Source organism: Alphaproteobacteria bacterium, from assembly GCA_017302575.1.
Lineage (GTDB): Bacteria > Pseudomonadota > Alphaproteobacteria > Rickettsiales > UBA3002 > JAFLDD01.
On the sequence record JAFLDD010000001.1, the window covers coordinates 1,190,600 to 1,210,953 of the forward strand.

Sequence of the window (20,354 nt, forward strand, 5' to 3'; positions counted from 1 at the left end):
AACGAAAACAGAGGACAAGATGGCTGCCCTTAAGAAGTTGATTTCGGGCTATAAATCCTTTTATCAGCGTTACTATGTCGAGGATGATTCGGTCTATCGCAAGCTTGCAACTGAGGGGCAATCCCCCAAAGTAGCGATGATTGCATGCTCCGATTCGCGCGTCGACCCCTCCATTCTCATGGAATCCGCGCCTGGCGAAGTCTTCGTGATCCGCAACGTGGCGAATCTTGTGCCGCCTTACCAAAACGATACGAGCACCTATCACGGCACCTCGGCCGCGCTGGAATTCGCCGTGACGGGCATCGGGGTTGAGCATGTGGTGATTCTTGGCCATAGCAAATGTGCGGGTATCCGTGCCCTAATTGAGCGCCGCGCACAGCCCGACGATGCAGGTAGCTTCGTTCATAGCTGGATGCATATTGCCGACGATGTGAAAAAAGAGATCCGCGAGCATCATAATGATAAGCCCTTCGACGAGCAAGCACATATCTGTGAGCGCGGCGCGATTGCGCTTTCAGTGGCAAACCTGAAAACCTTCCCATGGATTCAAAAACAACTCGAGCATCGTAAAATCAGTCTGCATGGGTGGCACTTTGATTTGGACCAAGGCATACTTTGGGAATTGGACCAAGCGACGAATACATGGAAGAAGTTAGCCTAGCGCTGCATCATCAATCACGAATTGCAGGCTGATTTGTCCCTGCCAGTGATTTTCGTTCAAATCCCCATATAGATGAAGCGTCTGCTGGCTTGCTAGCATTTCACCCAGCTTCGTGTCGTTCACATTAAAGGCTATGGCGTTGAGTCTGCTTTTGCCTGCATCATCTGCTAACACTAGCTTCATGTGCTTATCTTTCAGTACGGAACGATGTACAATCTTCGCATCACGAATAGCTAGTTTGGGTTTGGGAAACCCAAGGCCGTAGGGTTCCAACTGCTTGAGTGACTCATGCAGCTCTTGGCTAGCACCGCTCACGCTAATCCAACCATCCAGCAATTTACTGCGCGATTCACCATAGGCTGTGACTGCTGCGCTGAGTTGTTCGCTGTAATATTGATGCACGGCATCGCGCTTATCTTCAGCAAAGCTGAAACCTGCTGCGGCCGCATGCCCCCCGCCATTAGTGAGCAACCCCAGCGCCACGGCGCGATGCGTGGCAGCACCAATATCCGCACCCGTAACGGAGCGCGACGAGGCTTTGACTTTACCGTTCGTGATATTGCCGATAATCGCAGGGCGGGCGAATTTTTCTTTCAGCCTGCCAGCCACAATACCAATCACACCTTCATGCCAGTTTGGCGACGCCAGCATGATAACAGGCATGTTTTTTTGTGTCTCGGCTTGCTCCAGCGCTTGCTCCAACACCATCGTTTCGATTGCCTGGCGCTCTTTATTATGTTGGTCGAGCATGTGGGCGAGTGCGGCGGCCTCTGCTTCATTTGCGCTCATCAGCAAGCGAATACCCAAGTCCGACTGCCCTACTCTGCCGCCCGCATTGATGCGCGGACCAAGCAAAAATCCGAGATGGTAGACTGCTGGCGTTGCATCGAACCGCGCTACATCTGCCAGCGCACGCAAACCTATATGGTTGCGCTGTGCCAGTAATTTCAGCCCTTGTGCAACATAGGCGCGGTTCAGCCCTGTGAGTGTCATCACATCGCACACCGTGCCGAGTGCAACCCTGTCGAGCATTGGCAACAAATTTGGCTCTTTACGCGCTTCGCTAAAATACCCTGCTTCGCGCAAGGTTTTATTGAGTGCAACCAACACCAAGAACACGACACCTGCTGCACAGAGATTCGTGTGCGGCGATGTCTCATCCACGCGGTTAGGGTTCACCACCGCGATAGCATTTGGCAGTCGTGCTTCGCCAATATGATGGTCAATGACCAATACATCTACCCCTTTTGCTGCAGCATGGGCGATGGGGTCGAATGCCAACGTACCGCAATCGACCGTGATGATAAGGCTAGCGCCTTGGGCGATTAATTTTTCAAATGCTGCACTATTTGGCCCATAACCTTCCTTCATGCGGTCGGGGATATAGGCAATGCTGCGCACACCGAGTGCAGCAAAGTAATCCGTCAATTGGCTAACGGAGGTTGCGCCATCCACGTCGTAGTCACCAAAAATGGCGATGGTTTCTTTCTGCTCAATCGCTTTCAGCAAACGCAGCGTGGCCTTGTCCATATCGCGCAAATGAAATGGGTCAGGCAATGCAGAGCGCAGCGTTGGGTTCAAGAATTCTGGCACATCATCGAGTGCAATGTTACGGCCAGCAAGAATACGGGCAACGAGTTCGGGAAGTTCGTGCTGTTGCGCAATCGCGAGTGCTGCGCGCTCGTCGGTCAGCCTATCGCGCCAAGGCAAGCCTGACGCTGTTTGCATTACATTTCTTTCTTGCGGCTGAAATTATGCTGCGCTTCGATGATGCGTACAGTGCCTGTCTTGCTTCTCATGACGATGGAGTGCGTAGTGGCCCCTTGCAGAGTGCGCTTAACACCCTTGAGCATTGAACCATCGGTAACGCCTGTTGCGGCGAACATAACATCGCCCTTCGCCATATCGAGAATCGCGTATTTACGGTTGAAGTCGGTGATGCCCATGCGGGTTGCACGCGCCTTCTCGTCTTCTTCATTGAAAATCAAACGACCTTGCATTTGCCCACCAATCGAGCGCAGCGCTGCCGCAGCCAACACACCTTCAGGTGCACCGCCGATGCCCATATAAATATCTGCACCAGTGGTGGATGATGCTGTGGCAATCACACCTGCAACATCACCATCTTGTATCAATTGAATCCGCGCACCAGACTCACGGACTTTTGCAATCAACTCTTCATGACGCGAGCGATTGAGAATCACCGCCGTGATGTCGCTGATTTCGCATTTTTTCGCCTTCGCAAGATTCTTGAGGTTTACTAGCGGTGTATTGTCCAGATCGACTACGCCTTCTGGTAAACCACCACCGACAGCGATTTTATCCATATACACATCGGGTGCATGCAAGAAGCCACCATGCTCGGCCAGTGCAACCACTGCGAGCGAGTTTGGACCGCCCGTTGCGCAAATCGTGGTGCCTTCAAGTGGGTCGAGCGCAATGTCAATTTGTGGGCCTTGGCCAGTACCGACTTTCTCACCAATATAAAGCATCGGCGCCTTGTCGCGCTCGCCTTCACCAATCACCACGGTGCCATCAATCGTCAGGCCGTTCAAGGCTTCGCGCATGGCGTTCACGGCGGCTTGGTCGGCTGCTTTCTCGTCGCCCTTCCCTACCCAGTGTGAACAGGCCAGTGCTGCCGCTTCGGTAACGCGCACCGCTTCCAGTGCGAAATTGCGGTCCATCCACCAGGTTCCCATTTCTTCTTTGTTCACGATTGCGGGTTTCATAAGCTCTCCTATCTATGGATGCGTAAGCACACGGGCGGTGCCACGGTGCAGTTGAGTTTCTCAATTGCAGCCACTGCACGCTTCACCGCACCTTCGTTGGTGTGGTGCGTGGTGACGACAACTTGTGCCGATTTGTCTTCGGCGATCTCGCGTTGGATAATGGATTTCACCGAGATTTTCTGCGCAGCAAATTCACGCGTGAAGTCTGCCAAGACGCCTGGTTCGTCCTTAAGTGATAGACGAATATAGTAAGTACCTTCGCGTTTTTCAGCGCTTGCTGTTTTAGGTTTTTCCAATTGTGCCGCAGGCATAGTAAATGGTGGGTAACTATCACCGCGCGCGATCGCTATGAGATCTGCAACCACCGCAGAGCCCGTTGGGCCTGCGCCAGCGCCACGGCCTTCGAACACCACTTTGCCTACCGCATCGCCTTCCACTTCAACCGCGTTGAACGAACCATCCACACTTGCGAGTGGTGCGTCCACTGGGACTAGGCATGGCTCAACGGTTTGCAGCAAGCCTTGCGATGTGCGCTCTGCAACGCCCAGCAGTTTGATGCGATAGCCAAAATCACGGGCGTAGTGTATATCGCGCAGCGTAACACCACGAATGCCCGTCATCGCGACTGACTTCACATCCACCTGCGTACCGAATGCGAGTGATGCAAGAATCGAAATTTTGTGACCTGCGTCGATGCCATCAATATCCAGTGACGGGTCAGCCTCCAAGTAGCCAAGCTTAGCGGCTTCTGCCATCACCGCGTCGAAGCTAGCGCTCTCTTGCAGCATCTTGGTGAGGATGAAGTTGCACGTACCGTTCAAAATGCCTGATACACGGGTAATCGTGTTAGCAGATAGGCCGCCGCGTAGCGCAGCAATGATGGGGATGCCACCCGCCACGGCTGCCTCGAATGCCAATACAACGCGATTTTTCTCAGCGAGTTTTGCGAGCTCAAGGCCATGATGCGCCATGAGTGCTTTATTGGCAGTCACTACATGTTTGCCCGCTTCCAGTGCTGTCGTTACCAGCGTGCGCGCTGCACCCTCGTGACCACCCATGAGTTCGACAATAATATCAACTGGCTCTTTGAGAAGCGCTTGTGGGTCTGCAACAATGTTGATGCCACCGAGATCCACGTCGCGTTTCTTTTTGCTATCGCGAATGGAGGCGGCGGTGACGACCAGCTTCTTGCCGCAGCGCCCTGCAATCATGGCAGCGTTGTTGCGCAAAATAGTGATGGTGCCTGCGCCGACGGTGCCAACGCCTGCAATACCTATGCGCAATACATCGCTCATGCGGCTACCTTATATTTCTTCAACACTTCGTCCGCATCTTTGGCGAGGAAGGTTTTGATATTACGAATCGCTTGGCGCAGGCGCTGCTTGTTTTCAACCAGAGCAATGCGCACATGCCCGTCACCATATTCACCAAAACCCATGCCTGGAGCGACGGCAACTTCTGCTTCGCTCAGCAACAACTTCGAAAATTCCAACGAGCCAATATGCTTATATTTTTCTGGCAGTGCCGCCCAGATGAACATCGACGCTTTAGGTGATTCGACAGGCCAGCCTGCGTCATGCAAGCCTTTTACCAATACATCGCGACGCTCTTGATAGAGCTGGCGCACTTCGGCCACACATTCTTGTGGGCCGTTGAGCGCTGCAGTGGCTGCTACTTGGATAGGGGTGAACATACCGTAGTCGAGGTATGACTTAATGCGCGTAAGCGCGTGAATGAGCCGTTTATTGCCCGCAGCAAAGCCAACACGCCAGCCAGCCATGGAATAGGTTTTGGAAAGCGTGGTGAATTCCACCGCAATATCTTTTGCACCAGGCACTTGCAAAATCGATGGTGGCGGCAGACCGTCGAAATAGATTTCGCAATACGCCAAATCGGAAATTACGTACACGCCATGCTCTTTGCAAATCTGCACGACTTTCTCGTAGTAGGCTAAATCCACTACTTCTGCAGTTGGATTGCAGGGGTAGTTCACGATCAATGCTACTGGTTTTGGTTGCGTGTTTTGAATGGCACGCGTGAGTTGGTCGAAGAAATTCGCCCCCTCGATCTTCGGAATATAGCGCACGGATGCACCGGCAATCACCGCACCGTAAGCATGAATAGGATAGCTTGGGTTTGGCACGAGTAGAATATCGCTCGGCCCCGTGATTGCTTGAATGAGATTTGCCAAACCTTCTTTGGAACCAATGGTCGCAATCACTTCGGAATCAGGATCAAGATCTACATTAAAGCGGCGCTTGTAATAAGCGGCTTGCGCTTTGCGCAGACCGTGAATACCGCGTGATACGGAGTAACCATGCGCCGTTTCATCGAGCGCTGTGTTACGAAGTTTCTCGACAATGTGTGCAGGTGTGGGTGAGTCAGGATTACCCATGCCAAGATCGATGATGTCACGACCTTCCGCACGAAACTTTGCTTTCAGTTTATTCACTTCAGCAAATACGTAAGGTGGCAGGCGATTAATGCGGTAAAATTCTTCCATGGGCTGGTACATTAGAGGGCGTAGCAGCCCTGTCAACATCAACGCCGCTCAACGTAACGTGATTCGGGTAGATAACGCGTACCGCGATAGGTGCCTTCGGGTGCTTTGAGGGTGATTGGCTCGGTGGAGCCTGCCATTGGGTCAAACGTGCTGGTGGATGGGTCCATCGTACTGAGGCTTGTTGTTATGGACTCGCCTGTTTCAATCGGCGTGCCTTTGCCTTGTGGCGCCTTCAGGGTAATTGGCTCGCTTACGGTAATCTCATCGCTTGGCGTGGTGCGTGCGTTCGTGCTTACCACTTTCGCTGGTGGCGGTAAATCAGTCGACACCACGGAGGCAGGGCGCGTAACACTTGGAGTCACGACAGGCTCAGGCTGCGGTGGCATGCTGGAAAGCAGCGAGGGCTCCGCCTGCGCGTCGCTACGTAATTGGTTGGCGCGTTGCGCAGCGTTGTTGAACTCAGCTTCCATATCGCCGCGCGCACTATTGAGCTTATCACGCGCTTGCGCCTGCCCTGTAGCTAGCGGCGAAGGGGGCGTGTTTTGTAAAACAGGATACTCGTCATTGGAGGGGAGCGGCTGCATCGCATATGGCGCGGCAACGGCTGCTACAGGCGCAGTTGCCATGTTATTCGCCAGTTGTGGCGACGGTGTGTTCATCGGTTTTGCGGGCTGGGCGTCACCAAACCAACCGCGCGGATTCCACCATGAATACTCTTGCGATGTTGGCGCAGGCGCAGGCTCTGGCGCACGAGAAATGGGCGCCGTGTTTTGCACGAAGGGCTGTTCCTGAGATGCTGGTAACGGCGGCGTAATCTGCGCTTGCGGCTGAGGTACGGGCGCAGGCATCATGGATTGTGGTTGCGCAGCAGGCGCATGGCGCTGCATTGCAGGTGCGGGAGCTGGCTGCGACGCGGCGTCTGGCATCGTGAAATTATTGGCAGGAGAAGGATTCTTCGGTGGTAGGCGTTTATCGCCCATCACGGTGTTATAACGCGGTGCTTTAGGGTTCTCAGGAATCAGATATGCGCAACTGGCAAGGTACGTCAGCGCGACTGCCGAGCCAACCATGGACCATGTCAGGCCGAAGCTCAGTGCCGTTTCATTAGGTTTTGGAGAAAAAAGCCGCATGCTCGCCTGAAGTGCCGTTGAGGAGTTTTTGTTGATTTTGTAAGAACTTGGAGGAGTTGAAGCTACCCAGTTGAGGGGCGTTTGTAAAGCGTTGCGTAGCGAAAAAACTTCCGCCCATATATCAACTGATTGCCAGACTTATCCACCGATGTTATAGCCACCACATGAAAAAGAATCCTAAGACGACCTCATCCTCAAAACCTGCATCCTCCGCTCAGGCGGATGCGTATCAGTATGATGCCCACAAGCTGGCCGAGAATATGGCGAAGGCTAGTGAAATTTGGCAAAAAATCACCCAGCAGCTTATGATGCATCATTCGATGAAGCCCGCATTGGGTCACACCGATCCGCGCAGTTTCGCGGAGTCGATGTTGCATATGTCGCGCTCGGTGAGCATGGACCCCGTGCACTTAGTAGAGGCGCAGATGGGCTTGGTTGCAGACCATATGAACCTTGTGAAATATACAACTGAAAAGCTGTTCGGTGAAACAAATGTAAAACCACTTGTGACGGAATCACCGCGTGATCGCCGCTTCCGCGATGCGGCGTGGCAAGACAGCACGGTGTTTGATTACATTAAACAAAGCTACCTGATCAATGCGCGCTGGCTGCAAGATACGGTTGGGCAAGTCAAAGGGCTCGATCGTCACACCGCGCATAAACTGAATTTCTTCACGCGCCAATTCATCGACGCAATGTCGCCTTCGAATTATGCTATTACCAATCCCGAAGTGATGCGCACCACTATTGAATCAAACGGCGATAACGTGGTGAAGGGCTTGGGCAAACTGCTTGAGGATTTGGAAGCGGGTGACGGTAAGTTGCGCATTCGCATGAGCGATGAAAATGCGTTCACCTTCGGTAAAGATATTGCGGCCACGCCTGGCCATGTCGTGTTCCAGAATGATTTGATGCAGCTTATTCAGTATAAGCCCACCACCAAGCAAGTCTATGAAACGCCGATACTGATTACGCCCGCGTGGATCAATAAATATTATATTCTGGATTTGCGCCCCGAGAATTCTCTGATTGGCTGGCTGGTGAATCAGGGTCATACGGTATTCGTGATTTCATGGGTGAACCCCGACGAGCAACTTGGTCGCAAGCGTTTTGACGATTACCTGCTTGAAGGCCCGTTGGCTGCATTGAATGTGGTGGAAAGCACCACGGGTAGCAAGAAAACATCCCTCGTGGGATATTGTTTGGGTGGCACACTCACGGCAATCACACTCGCTTACCTACGCGCTAAAAATCAAATGAGCCGCGTGGCTTCGGCAACCTATCTCACCACCATGGTTGATTTCACCGAGGCTGGCGACATGCTCGTATTCATCGACGATATGCAGCTTGATAGCTTGGAAGAGCGCATGAGCGAGCAAGGTTTCCTAGATGCGGCGGATATGGCAGCAACTTTCAATATGCTGCGCTCAAATGATCTCATCTGGTCGTTCGTGGTAAATAATTATCTGTTGGGCAAAGACCCCTTCCCGTTTGATTTACTCTATTGGAATTCCGATTCCACGCGCATGCCTGCAACCATGCACGCTTTCTATCTGCGCAACATGTATCAGGATAATAAACTGGTGCAGCCGAACGGGATTACGCTGGCGGATACCCCTATCAACATCAGTAAAATCACGACGCCGAGCTATGTGCTTGCGACCAAAGATGATCATATCGCGCCATGGATTTGTACGTACGCTGCGACACAAATTTATGATGGGCCCATTACCTTTACACTGGCGGACTCAGGCCACATTGCAGGCGTAGTGAACCCACCCAGCAAGAAGAAATATTGCTGGTGGCAAAACAGTAAGCTGCCGCCCAAATCAGCCGATTGGCTGAAAGACGCCAAACATCATGAAGGTTCGTGGTGGGGCAATTGGAATGAATGGTTGAAGAACTATGCGGGTAAAAAAGTGAAGCCGCCAACCATGGGCAATAAAAAATATAAGCCGATTGAAAAAGCGCCCGGCGCTTACGCTAAGGTTCGCACCTAGCTTCTTCCTGCTTCGATTGGGACAACTCGCGATTCGTCGATCTTTTCGGCGTGCGATTGATCTTTCTTATCGCCAAAACCTAGTTGCTCTAAGAATGTCTTGCGACGTTGTGGTGCTGGATTGCTGGTTTCTTCCTCGCGCGGCGCAGTGCGTACAAACGCTTGCTGACCCGTAAGAATAAATGGCAGTGCGGTGGCATCAATCGTGCCTTTATTGATTTCATCTGCAACAGCCTGCATTTCACCATGACGGTCGATGCGATTCATGATCTGTTCTTGTTGGTCCGCTTTCAGCGCATGGAATGGCTTGCCTGTCATACCCACGATGCGCTCTTGAAGCTGCGGTGAGTACGCAAGCTTAACTTCAAACACTTGTTGTGGCGTTACCGTCTTGCCGCGTTCCATGCGCGACTCAATCATCAAAATGCGATCATGTGCGGTCGGCGTGGAAATGCCGCGCGCTTTACCAACAATGAATTCCAAACCATCTTGAATAAAGAGACTGCATGCGGCCGCAATGATGGAACCGCCTGCATTGGATAGAATCGTACCAAGCCCCATGAAAGTGATGCCGCCAATCGCTGTGCCAGCAATTGCGCCTGCGCCTGCGGCTAACAATGCGAAGGTAACAACCGCCGCAGCGATGGCAGTACCAAATACCAACCAGCTTTTGCTGCGCTGACGATCAAGTGCCTGAGCAAGCACGGGGTTAGGGTCAATGCCTTGTTTGGGATCACCATAGGCAGCAAGTTTCACATGGTCGCGCGTGACTGCGTTGGGGTCGATGCCAAGTTGTGCGCCGATTTCTTCTTTGTACTTAAGTGCCATCTCATCTTGGTAGCGCCATTGTTCATCAAGGCGTTTGAACATGTGCAGACCAATACCGCCCAATGCGATGATGGCAGGAATCAACGCTGGCACAAAGGTGGGCATCAAACCCGCCATCATCACAGCACCCGTGATGATGCCTTTGCCGGTGAGATGTATCTGCACCCTGCGTATAAAATTGTTGAGGCCATTGCCAATGGTTCTAGACGGATCCATACACTTTTATTGTATGAAAATCAGACGGCTAGGTGTGTGACAGTTCCATGAAGATAAGCCAACGCCACAATAGACTTATCTATTTGTATTTCTTGGATAATTCCACGTAATGCTTGGCCGAGAACGGGATGTAGTCCTTCTCTTCTTGGGTCAATTCGCGGAAAAATTTGGCGGGGTTGCCCGCGAACATTTGCCCTGCGGGTAGGCGCTTTTTCGGTGTCAGTAATGCACCTGCTGCCAAAAATCCACCCGACTCCACCACCGCGTGATCGAGCACCGCCGAGTGCATGCCGACAAAGGAAAAATCCTCCAGCGTGCAGGCATGAATCGTGGCGTTGTGACCAATCGTGACGTCGGAGCCAATCACGGTTGGGCCTGTTTTACGCGTGACGTGCACGATGGTGCCGTCTTGAATATTCGTGCGTTCGCCGATGCGAATCGTATTTACATCACCGCGAATCACCACACCGAACCACACGTTGGTGTCGGCACCGATATGCACATCACCAATCACCACCGCACCTGGCGCTATCCACGCATCGGGGTGGATGGTGGGCATGATGCCATTAAATGGAAGGATGATAGGTGCGCTCACGGGAACACCGCCGTGAGTTTTAGCGCGGCCGTTTCATCGAATCCGAACATCACATTGGCATTCTGCACTGCTTGGCCAGAAGCGCCTTTTACAAGGTTATCGATGACGGAAACGATGATGGTTTCATTCGGCAGTCTACCTTTGCTCACCGACATCACACAGAGATTTGTACCACGAATCGAGTGTGTGCTAGGTGGTGTTGCAACGACCTTTACAAAAGGTTCATTCTTGTACGTGTTCTCCAAGCATTCGCGAATCTTATCTGCATCGCCATTCACGTGAATGGTGCTGAGCATACCACGTGTCATGGGAACTAGGTGCGGCGTGAAGGAAATGGCGAAGCCCAATTCCTGCTCAATTTCTGCCATGTGGCGGTGCTTGCCAACACCGTAAGCGCTGACGCCACCATCCAGTTCCGTGAATAGCATTTCTTGTTTCGCGCTGCGACCAGCACCCGAAATACCCGACAATGAATTAGCAATGACCTGTTTCGTGTCGATGAGTTTCGCTTTCACCAGCGGCAAAAGCGGCGTGAGAATCGAGGTTGGGTAGCAACCTGGATTCGCCACAAGGCGTGCTGCCCTTACAGCATTTCTATTATGCTCGGTTAGGCCATATGCCGCAGATTTTTGCAGCTCTGCCGCGCGGTGTTCATGGCCATACCACTGCGCATATTGCGCAACGTCGAACAAACGGAAGTCCGCAGAGAGGTCGACGATTTTTACGTTCGCAGGAAGTCCCGCAATAATTTCCTGCGTGGTGCCGTGTGGCAGGCAGCAGAACACCAAATCAATCTTGGAGAAATCGACTTCGGTGTGCTTCACCAGCTTTGGTAAATCGCGGTGGCGCAAATGCGGGTAGACCTCGTGCATGGCTTTGCCAGCTTGCGAATCACCCGTGAGTGCCGTGATAGTAAAGTGCGGGTGGTGCTCCAGCAGACGCAACAACTCTGCGCCAGTGTAACCAGATGCACCAAGAATAGCTGTTTTGATGTGGTTCATAATTCCTGCCTAATCCGTAATCCGGATTACGACAACACGAATTACGAAATAAAATATTAGCGCTTGCTGAACTGGAAGCTACGACGTGCTTTCGCGCGGCCGTATTTCTTACGTTCCACAACGCGGCTATCGCGGGTCAAGAAGCCACCTTGGCGAAGCACTTTGTGGAATTCAGGATTGTACTCGTCCAGCGCGCGGCTGATACCGTGACGAACTGCACCAGCTTGGCCCGAAAGACCACCACCGAGAACGGTTACCGTCACATCGAACTTACCTTCTTCACCGAGAGCAGCGAAAGGCTGGTTGATGATCATGCGCAATACAGGACGTGCGAAATACTGTTCAATGGTTTTACCGTTGATGGTGTATTTGCCTTTGCCTTTTTTCACCCATACGCGGGCTACTGCGTCTTTACGACGACCCGTGCCATAAGCACGACCTTGCTTGTCGATCGCTGGGGTGCGGGGCTGTGAAGTATCGCGTTCTGCTACGTTTACCATAAAATCCTACCGTGCGTTCTTAACGTTCATCGCTGCGAAATCAACCACTTTAGGTTGCTGTGCAGTGTGTGGGTGTTCAGCACCTTTGTAGATGTAAAGGTGTGTCATTTGACGACGCGCCAATGGGCTGTCTTTCAACATCATGCGCTCAACCGCTTTCTCAATGATGCGGTCTGACTTGCCTTCGCGCAGCAAATATTCTGGCGTAGCTTCCTTGATACCACCTGGGTGACCCGTGTGACGGTAGTACACTTTATCGGTCTTTTTCTTACCGGTCAGTTTTACCTTGTCGGCATTGATGATGACGACGTAGTCACCACAATCCATGTGTGGGGTGAAGCTGGGTTTGTGCTTGCCGCGCAATACTTTAGCGACGTAGCTTGCCATACGGCCTAGAACGACGCCATTCGCGTCGATCATAACCCATTCTTTTTTAATGTCTTTTGGCGTTGCCGAAAAGGTTTTCATAACATGCTCTTTTTTGTTCTTACATTCAAACAGGGTGCGTGGTGTAGACAAGTCATTGCCTAGTGTCAAGCGTGATGTGGGGCTATTCTGCTTCTGGGTCGAAATACTTGAAAGAAAGCCCACCAAATACCGCCTCTACCACGCCGTCTGCCGTGCCTAATGGCAGCATACATTGGCGGTATTTTATCATGTGTCCTGAAAGGGTTACCAGCTCCCCCTCTTCCATCACAGGGGCGCGGGTGGTGAGGACACGGCCAAAACTTTTGGAAACCTTGTGGGCATTGGGCCCTACCATGAACTCATTATGTTGGTCCTTCAGGTTGCCACGGTATGCTTCCATGATGTTCGCGCCGAGGAACGTATAATTATAGTCCGTGACATTAACGATATCGCGCACCTGCACCAAGAAGCAATTTTCCCAATCTGCGCCCAACTCATCTGGGTCGATATCATTTTCAGCGGGGAATGGGCGACCTGCGGATTTTTCCTGCCAGTAGCGATAGAGGCGCTGGGTTAAACGGCGTTCATCGTATGATTGATAATTCACCTTAACCATAGCGACCCGTGATGTAATCTTTAGTTTGTTGGAGTTTTGGCGCATCGAAAATCTGTTCGGTTGCACCGATTTCGACAATCTTACCTAAATGGAAGAACGCCGTTTTGCTCGACACGCGGCGCGCCTGCTGCATCGAGTGTGTGACGATAATAATGGTGTAATGCTCTTTGAGCTGTGCGATTAATTCTTCCACCTTGGCGGTGGCGATAGGGTCAAGCGCGCTGCAAGGCTCGTCCATCAAAATGATTTCAGGCTCAACCGCAATGGCGCGGGCAATACATAGGCGTTGTTGCTGGCCACCCGATAATCCCGTGCCCGAGGCATGAAGACGATCTTTTACCTCGTCCCACAAGGCGGCTTTACGCAGTGACGATTCCACTATCGCGTCCAAGGCTTCTTTAGATGGCGCAAGACCATGAATGCGTGGGCCATAGGCAACGTTATCATAAATGGATTTCGGGAACGGGTTGGGTTTTTGAAACACCATGCCCACCTGCGCCCTAAGCAAGACCACATCCACCTGCGGTGCGTAGATATTTGCGCCATTCACCAAAATCTCGCCCGTGATTTTGCACTTAGGAATCAAATCATTCATGCGGTTAATGCAGCGCAAGAAAGTGGACTTACCACACCCCGATGGGCCGATGAATGCAGTCACAGCCTTGGGCTCGATATCCAGCGAAACATCAAACAATGCCTGCTTTGTATCGTAAAAGACGTTGACGTTCTTTGCGGTAACGCGATTACTCATGGGCAGCAGTGATAACTAGTCATGCATCAAGAGTCGAGTATTTTATTAGGACTCGTAAATAGGTAGATACACCGTAAAGGTTGAGCCTTCACCCATGATAGAATCAATGGTGATTGCACCACGGTGGCGAATGATAATACCTTTCACAATCGCCAGACCAAGCCCTGTGCCACCCACTTGGCGGGTGCGCGCTGAATCGACACGGTAGAAGCGTTCCATCAGGCGCGGCAAGTGTTGCTTCGGAATCCCCTCACCTTGATCGCGCACTGAAACCATTACCACGCGCGTGAGGTTGCGCATATTCAGGTCTTGCGGCAATTCTGTGGTGATTTTGGCATTCACGATGACTTCTGAATCAGGGTAGCCATATTTAATCGCGTTACTGATGAGGTTATGCAGTACCTGCGTCAACTCATTGGCTTCGCCTTTTACGGGCGGTAAATTATCATGCACGTTGAGCGTCACGCGCATGTTCTTATCGGCAGCATTACGTTTGAGATGCTCGCCTGCATGGCGGATGATCTTAGCAAGATCAACAGGGTTGGTAGGCACGCTATGCGCATTCATTTCGATTTTGCTGAGTGACAACAAATCGTCGATCAACTGCTTCATGCGATCCGCTTGCTCGAGCATGATTTGTAAGAATTCGGTACGTGCTGCTTCGTCGTCCTTTGCTGGGCCTTGAAGCGTTTCAATGAAGCCTTTGATAGAGGCAAGCGGCGTGCGAATTTCATGCGACGCATTGGCCACGAAGTCGGCGCGCATCTGCTCGACTGACTTAAGTTCCGTAATATCATTCATCGTAATGATGGTGGTGATGCCCCCTGCGGATGGGACGGGGAAGCGCTCGATAATGGCAAGGAAGTCACGCACGACTGGGTCTTCAACACGGAATTCGATCTCACGACCTTTCAAGTCCTGAATGACGGATGTCACCGCGTCCATCAAATAGCGGCTATCAATCACATCACCAAGGTTCTTTTGCGCAAGATTCTGGCCGAAAATAGCGCGCGCGGCGCGGTTGGTGCGCACAATCTTCTTTTCGTCATTCACCATAATAAGAATATCGGGCAGCGTATCGACCAAGATTTCACGTTCGGTGATAATCGTCTCCATCTGCTTCTTTTTCACTTCGTAGCTGGACTGCAATTTCTTGAGCGCCTCGGAAAGTTCGGCGGCGGAGCCTATGAAGCTTAAATCAGGTGCGGCCACCCGCTTATCCTGCGCCAGCTCATTCACATAATGGGTAAGCCCCGCTACATTTGCGATGAAGGGATAGGTAAGCAACGCCGTGGCGATCACAATCACAACATAGGCATAAAGCATTTGGGAGAGGCCGAGATAGCCCATCGCCACGTAAAGCCCAAGCACCAGCAAGGAGGGGCTGGAGACGACCAGAACCGTCTTAAATAAGGTGCTGAAGGATACGAAAGATTTGTTCATGCGGTGTGAGTGTACAGAGTCTGTTGGGCATAGTCTAGTGTAAGATGCTGAAATCCCTCGACTCTGTAGTCTTGGCGGGCTCTGATTTTAATCGGTTGACACCTAGGAAAACCGCAGTATATTCCCGCCTCCCTTAAAGAGGATTAAGATTATGTACGCAGTAGTTCAGACCGGTGGCAAGCAATACCGTGTAACCGCAGGTGATACGTTCCAAGTTGAAAAGCTGGAAGGTAACGCTGGCGATGTTGTAAAATTAGAGCGCGTGTTGTCGCTGATGAATAATGGCAAGCCCCTGCTGGGCAGCCCTACCATCGCGGGTGCAATCGTTGAAGCGCAAATCATCAAGACCGCTAAGGGTGAGAAAGTACTCATCTTCAAAAAGAAGCGCCGTCACCAGTACCGTCGTAAAAACGGTCATCGTCAAACGCTGACCACTCTGCACGTGACCAACATCACGTTCAACGGCACGTCGATCGCGAAAGCGGATCCAAAGAAAATCGAAGCTGAGACCAAAGCTGCTGCTCCTGCGAAAGCAAAGAAAGCTGGTGCTCCTAAGGCTGAGAAGAAAGCAGCTCCTGCTAAGAAAGCATCGGCTGAGAAGAAACCTGCTGCAAAAAAACCTGCAGCGAAAAAAGCGAAGTAATAGGAGTCAGTCATGGCACATAAGAAAGCTGGTGGTTCATCTAGAAACGGTCGCGACTCACAGGGTCAGCGCTTGGGCGTGAAAAAATTCGGTGACCAGTCGGTTGTTGCTGGCAACATCATCATCCGTCAACGCGGCACCACCTATCACCCAGGCACGGGCGTAGGCATGGGTAAGGACTACACCATTTTCGCTACCATCGATGGTAAAGTGAAATTCAGCAAGAAAGCTGGCGACAAGAACGTAGTAAGCGTTGTTGCGTAACTGGCGCTGAAACACAGGAATCGACAAAGGGGCGGCAACGCCCCTTTTTCATTTCTGGCTTTTGGCAAAGAGTTAGATAGGCTCAATCCATGAAATTCTTAGACGAAGCAAAAATATTCGTAAAATCGGGCGATGGTGGCGCTGGCTGCGTCTCATTCCGCCGCGAAAAGTTTATTCCCGAAGGTGGCCCCGACGGGGGCGATGGCGGTCGCGGTGGTAGCATCATCGTGCGGACGGCGACGGGTCTGAATACGCTCATCGATTTCCGTTATCAGCAACACTTCAAAGCGAAGCGCGGCCAACACGGCATGGGCTCGCAGCGTTATGGCAAAGGTTCGGACGATATGATTCTGACCGTCCCTGTTGGCACGCAGATTTTCGAGGAAGATAAAGAAACCCTGATTGTTGATATGGACAAGCCAGATATGGAATTCGTGCTTTGCAAAGGCGGGCGCGGCGGCTTGGGCAACATGCATTTCAAATCATCCACCAACCAAGCCCCACGCCAAGCAACGGATGGTGAGCATGGCGAAGAGAAATGGGTGTGGCTAAAACTAAAACTCATTTCGGACGCCGGATTGTTAGGATTACCTAATGCAGGCAAATCAACTTTCCTTGATGCGGTTAGCGCAGCAAAACCAAAAATCGGTGCCTATCCATTTACCACATTGCACCCACAACTGGGTGTCGTGAGCCGCGATGACCGCGAATTCGTGCTGGCCGATATTCCTGGTCTCATCGAAGGCGCGGCAGATGGTCGAGGTCTGGGTACGCGCTTTTTAGGGCATATCGAACGCTGCGGTGTATTGCTGCATTTGATTGATGGCACGGAAGAAGACGTATGCGCATCTTATGACACGGTGCATGGCGAGCTAGAAGCCTATGACGAAGCGGTGCTTGAGAAGCCTGAAATCATCGCGCTCAATAAATGTGATGCGATGGAAGAGGCGGACATTAAGAAGAAGCGCAAAAAACTTGAGAAGCATACGGGTAAGGAAGTGTTCGTGATTTCAGCAGCAGGTCGTATCGGCATCGAAGAGGTCATTAATGCCATGCTGCGCACGATTGACGCATATCGCGCAGAACAGGAAGATAAGGCGCATGGAGAAAGCATCGCTACAAAAGAGTAAGTTGCTCGTTGTCAAAGTTGGTTCGCGACTGGTCGCGACTGAAACATCCATTGCGCGTAAAGAATGGATGGCCTCTCTCGCGGCGGATATCGCTGCACTTACCCAAAATGGCACGCAGGTCGTGCTGGTTTCGTCGGGTGCTGTAGCGCTTGGTCGTGCAACGCTGAAACTTGGCACGGGCGCATTACCCTTGGCTGAAAAACAAGCTGCAGCAAGTGCTGGCCAACCTTTATTGATGCAAGCATGGGCAGAGGCATTCACCTCACAAGCTATCGATGTTGCACAAGTATTAGTAACGCTAGAGGATACGGAAGAGCGTCATCGCTACCTTAATGCGCGCACGACATTGCAACATTTGCTGCAACATAAACTTGTACCCATCGTGAATGAGAACGACACGGTGGCGACTGCTGAAATCAAGTTCGGCGATAATGACCGACTGGCGGCAAAAGTCGCAGCCATGCTAGGCGCAGATACGTTGATCCTGCTGTCGGATATTGACGGGCTTTATGATAAAAACCCCTCACAGCATAAAGACGCGAAGCACATTGCGGTGATTGAAACTATCACCAAAGAGATTGAAGCCATGGGCGGTGGCGCTGCTTCGGCATTCAGCAACGGCGGTATGATTACCAAAATCGAGGCGGCAAAAATTGCTACCGCTTCTGGCTGCTCGGTGGTCATTGCAAAGGGTGAAGCATTACACCCATTGCGGGCAATCATCGAGGGGGCGAAACATAGCACGTTTGTTGCGAGTGAATCGCCTATCAACGCGCGCAAGCATTGGATTCAAAGTGCGTTGCATTTGCCAGGGGCGATTGTGGTTGATGCAGGCGCAAAAATCGCGCTTAGCCAAGGCAAGAGCCTGCTTCCCGCCGGTGTGATTGCGGCGAAAGGGTCGTTTGATCGCGGTGATACGATTGGTGTGGAGCTGCAAGACGGCACGCTTATCGCCAAAGGTATTAGCGCCTATCACGCCAGCGAAGTGACAAAAATCATGGGCAAAAAATCAGGCGATATTGCAGCGATATTAGGTTACGCTGGTGATGACACGGTGATTCACCGCGATGATTTGGTGATGGTTGTATGAAACAACAACTCGAACAATTAGCGCATGATGCACGCGATGCGTATCGCGCATTATCAACTGCATCGGCAGAAGCGCGCAGCCACGCATTGCTCGCCTGTGCGGATGCGATGGCTGCTGCAAAGCCAGACATTGTTGCGGCCAACAAAAAGGATATGGACGCCGCAACACATTTAGATGCCGCCATGCGCGACAGGTTGCTGCTCGACGAAAAACGCATCGATGCGATCATCGCATCCGTACGCCAAATTGCTGCGCAAAAAGACCCGCTTGGTCGCTCGCTTGAAACGTGGCAAAACCCTGCAAATGGCTTGCGTTTCAACAAAGTGGCTGTGCCGCTTGGTGTGATTGGCATGATTTATGAGTCGCGCCCGAATGTGACCGCCGATGCTGCAGCATTATGTTTGCGTTCAGGCAATGCGGTGATCTTGCGCGGCGGTTCGGAATCGGCGCATTCTTCGCGCGCGATTGTTGCAGCGATTCACGCAGGGCTCAAGAAAGTTGGCTTGCCCACTTCCTGCGTGCAGCTTGTTCCTACGCAAGACCGTGAAGCGGTTGGGTTGCTGCTCAAAATGCATGGGTTGATTGATGTGATTATTCCCCGCGGAGGCGCATCGCTCACGGCACGTGTTGCGGCAGAAAGCTCGGTGCCCACATTGCTGCACCTTACAGGCAACTGCCATACCTATATTCACGCAAAAGCGAATCCAGACATGGCCACTCGCGTACTTCACAATGCAAAGCTGCGCCGCACGGGCGTGTGTGGTGCGACTGAATCACTGATTATCGACGCGGCGATTGCGCCTACCCTATTGCCACGCATTGTCGATGATCTTAAAGACTGCGAATTGCGCGGTGATGCCGCAGCGCGCGCGATTGATGCGCGCATTGGTTTTGCCAATGAAGAGGATTGGGGAACGGAGTATCTTGCACCAATCCTGTCGGTCAAAGTGGTTGGCTGTTTGGAAGAAGCGATTGAGCACATCAACTACTATGGATCGCACCATACGGATGCGATACTCACCGAGGATGCGGCTGCAGCAAAGCAGTTCGCCGCACAGGTTGATAGCGCGATTGTGGTTCACAATGCTTCCACCCAATTTGCCGATGGTGGCGAATTCGGCTTCGGTGCAGAGATCGGTATTGCAACGGGTCGCTTGCATGCGCGCGGGCCTGTTGGCGCGGCACAACTCACCACCTATAAATACGTGGTCGAGGGTGATGGGACGGTGCGCGCATGAGACGCATCGGATTACTTGGCGGCTCATTTAATCCTGCCCATGAAGGGCATTTGCATATCACGCTTGAAGCCATCAAACGCCTTGGTCTCGATGAAGTATGGTGGCTGGTGTCGCCGCATAATCCACTCAAGAAAAAAGCTGATTTGGCCGAGTATGAGAGTCGCTTTGCAAGCGCACAGACAATAGCCACTCACCCGCATATCAAGGTGCTGGATATAGAGGCACGCAACGCACTTTATTATAGCATCGATACGATTCGCCACTTACAAAGGCGCACGCGTGGCACGCAATTTGTGTGGCTCATGGGTGCGGATAATTTGCAGCATTTTCACCGTTGGCGTGCTTGGCGAGAGATCTTTGCGCGGTTGCCGATTGCGATTATTGACCGCGCGCCTTACGCCTTTTCTGCCCTGCATAATCTTGCTGCGTTGCGCTATCGCCACAAACGCATCACAAATAGCAGACTGCTTTTACGAGGGAAAACCCTTCCTGCTTGGGCATATATCAGCATTCCGCGTCATCCACAGAGTGCTACGGCACTAAGAAAATCGCTTGGAGCGAAGGCGTTTTTGCGGCATAATGAACGTACCTAATCATTAAGGGAGATGC

Annotated in this window: 21 protein-coding genes; 8 read left to right on the plus strand and 13 right to left on the minus strand. The window is 52.0% G+C overall.

Annotated elements, in window-relative coordinates; all coding sequences use genetic code 11:
- Positions 1-19: 19 nt before the first annotated feature.
- Positions 20-661 (plus strand): carbonic anhydrase, encoded by a 642-nt coding sequence (locus J0M34_06145; protein ID MBN8543828.1) that lies wholly within the window; start codon positions 20-22, stop codon positions 659-661.
- Here the strand turns inward: J0M34_06145 and recJ are convergent.
- The 5 genes from recJ to J0M34_06170 are packed head-to-tail and all read right to left on the minus strand — an operon-like array spanning position 653 to position 7,023.
- A complete protein-coding gene (gene recJ, locus J0M34_06150) occupies positions 653-2,389 on the minus strand; it encodes a single-stranded-DNA-specific exonuclease RecJ (protein ID MBN8543829.1) in 1,737 nt (578 codons plus the stop codon). The genes J0M34_06145 and recJ overlap by 9 nt on opposite strands.
- On the minus strand, positions 2,389-3,345 hold the full coding sequence (gene glpX, locus J0M34_06155) for a class II fructose-bisphosphatase (protein ID MBN8543830.1): 957 nt from the start codon (positions 3,343-3,345) through the stop codon (positions 2,389-2,391). Before glpX ends, recJ begins: the two co-directional genes overlap by 1 nt.
- A gap of 53 nt (positions 3,346-3,398) precedes the next feature.
- Positions 3,399-4,685 carry a homoserine dehydrogenase gene (locus J0M34_06160; GenBank protein ID MBN8543831.1) on the minus strand — a complete coding sequence of 429 codons (1,287 nt, stop codon included), beginning with the start codon at positions 4,683-4,685 and terminating at the stop codon, positions 3,399-3,401.
- A complete protein-coding gene (locus J0M34_06165) occupies positions 4,682-5,893 on the minus strand; it encodes an LL-diaminopimelate aminotransferase (protein MBN8543832.1) in 1,212 nt (403 codons plus the stop codon). Before J0M34_06165 ends, J0M34_06160 begins: the two co-directional genes overlap by 4 nt.
- A 38-nt stretch (positions 5,894-5,931) precedes the next feature.
- Positions 5,932-7,023 (minus strand): hypothetical protein, encoded by a 1,092-nt coding sequence (locus tag J0M34_06170; protein MBN8543833.1) that lies wholly within the window; start codon positions 7,021-7,023, stop codon positions 5,932-5,934.
- Between the two features lie 260 nt (positions 7,024-7,283).
- Between J0M34_06170 and phaC the strand changes: the two genes are divergently transcribed.
- Positions 7,284-9,023, plus strand: a complete 1,740-nt coding sequence (phaC, locus tag J0M34_06175; protein ID MBN8543834.1) for a class I poly(R)-hydroxyalkanoic acid synthase — start codon at positions 7,284-7,286, stop codon at positions 9,021-9,023.
- Here the strand turns inward: phaC and J0M34_06180 are convergent.
- From J0M34_06180 to J0M34_06215, 8 genes are all read right to left on the minus strand, one after another.
- Complete coding sequence (locus J0M34_06180) at positions 9,020-10,066, minus strand: hypothetical protein (protein ID MBN8543835.1); 1,047 nt, start codon at positions 10,064-10,066, stop codon at positions 9,020-9,022. The two genes, phaC and J0M34_06180, sit on opposite strands and share 4 nt — an antisense overlap.
- A gap of 79 nt (positions 10,067-10,145) precedes the next feature.
- Positions 10,146-10,625, minus strand: a complete 480-nt coding sequence (locus J0M34_06185; protein MBN8543836.1) for a gamma carbonic anhydrase family protein — start codon at positions 10,623-10,625, stop codon at positions 10,146-10,148.
- 32 nt (positions 10,626-10,657) lie between these two features.
- Entirely contained in the window at positions 10,658-11,662 is a 1,005-nt protein-coding gene (locus J0M34_06190) for an N-acetyl-gamma-glutamyl-phosphate reductase (protein ID MBN8543837.1), read from the minus strand.
- Between the two features lie 56 nt (positions 11,663-11,718).
- Complete coding sequence (gene rpsI / locus J0M34_06195) at positions 11,719-12,162, minus strand: 30S ribosomal protein S9 (protein ID MBN8543838.1); 444 nt, start codon at positions 12,160-12,162, stop codon at positions 11,719-11,721.
- A 6-nt stretch (positions 12,163-12,168) separates the two neighbouring features.
- Positions 12,169-12,630 carry a 50S ribosomal protein L13 gene (gene rplM, locus J0M34_06200; protein MBN8543839.1) on the minus strand — a complete coding sequence of 154 codons (462 nt, stop codon included), beginning with the start codon at positions 12,628-12,630 and terminating at the stop codon, positions 12,169-12,171.
- An 82-nt stretch (positions 12,631-12,712) separates the two neighbouring features.
- Positions 12,713-13,186 carry a PAS domain-containing protein gene (locus J0M34_06205; GenBank protein MBN8543840.1) on the minus strand — a complete coding sequence of 158 codons (474 nt, stop codon included), beginning with the start codon at positions 13,184-13,186 and terminating at the stop codon, positions 12,713-12,715.
- Complete coding sequence (locus tag J0M34_06210) at positions 13,179-13,937, minus strand: phosphate ABC transporter ATP-binding protein (protein MBN8543841.1); 759 nt, start codon at positions 13,935-13,937, stop codon at positions 13,179-13,181. The genes J0M34_06205 and J0M34_06210 overlap by 8 nt, the downstream gene beginning before the upstream one ends.
- A 45-nt stretch (positions 13,938-13,982) precedes the next feature.
- Positions 13,983-15,380: a PAS domain-containing protein gene (locus J0M34_06215; protein MBN8543842.1), complete on the minus strand. Its 1,398-nt coding sequence runs from the start codon at positions 15,378-15,380 to the stop codon at positions 13,983-13,985.
- 151 nt (positions 15,381-15,531) lie between these two features.
- Between J0M34_06215 and rplU the strand changes: the two genes are divergently transcribed.
- The 6 genes from rplU to nadD all read left to right on the plus strand — a co-directional run bounded on the left by rplU (position 15,532) and on the right by nadD (position 20,338).
- A complete protein-coding gene (gene rplU, locus J0M34_06220; GenBank protein MBN8543843.1) occupies positions 15,532-16,023 on the plus strand; it encodes a 50S ribosomal protein L21 in 492 nt (163 codons plus the stop codon).
- A gap of 12 nt (positions 16,024-16,035) precedes the next feature.
- Complete coding sequence (gene rpmA, locus J0M34_06225; protein ID MBN8543844.1) at positions 16,036-16,287, plus strand: 50S ribosomal protein L27; 252 nt, start codon at positions 16,036-16,038, stop codon at positions 16,285-16,287.
- A gap of 89 nt (positions 16,288-16,376) precedes the next feature.
- The gene (gene obgE / locus J0M34_06230; protein MBN8543845.1) at positions 16,377-17,417 is read left to right on the plus strand and encodes a GTPase ObgE; all 1,041 of its coding nucleotides are present in this window, start codon (positions 16,377-16,379) and stop codon (positions 17,415-17,417) included.
- Complete coding sequence (locus tag J0M34_06235; protein MBN8543846.1) at positions 17,389-18,507, plus strand: glutamate 5-kinase; 1,119 nt, start codon at positions 17,389-17,391, stop codon at positions 18,505-18,507. The genes obgE and J0M34_06235 overlap by 29 nt, the downstream gene beginning before the upstream one ends.
- A complete protein-coding gene (locus J0M34_06240) occupies positions 18,504-19,745 on the plus strand; it encodes a glutamate-5-semialdehyde dehydrogenase (GenBank protein MBN8543847.1) in 1,242 nt (413 codons plus the stop codon). Before J0M34_06235 ends, J0M34_06240 begins: the two co-directional genes overlap by 4 nt.
- The gene (gene nadD / locus J0M34_06245; GenBank protein MBN8543848.1) at positions 19,742-20,338 is read left to right on the plus strand and encodes a nicotinate (nicotinamide) nucleotide adenylyltransferase; all 597 of its coding nucleotides are present in this window, start codon (positions 19,742-19,744) and stop codon (positions 20,336-20,338) included. Before J0M34_06240 ends, nadD begins: the two co-directional genes overlap by 4 nt.
- Positions 20,339-20,354: the final 16 nt, after the last annotated feature.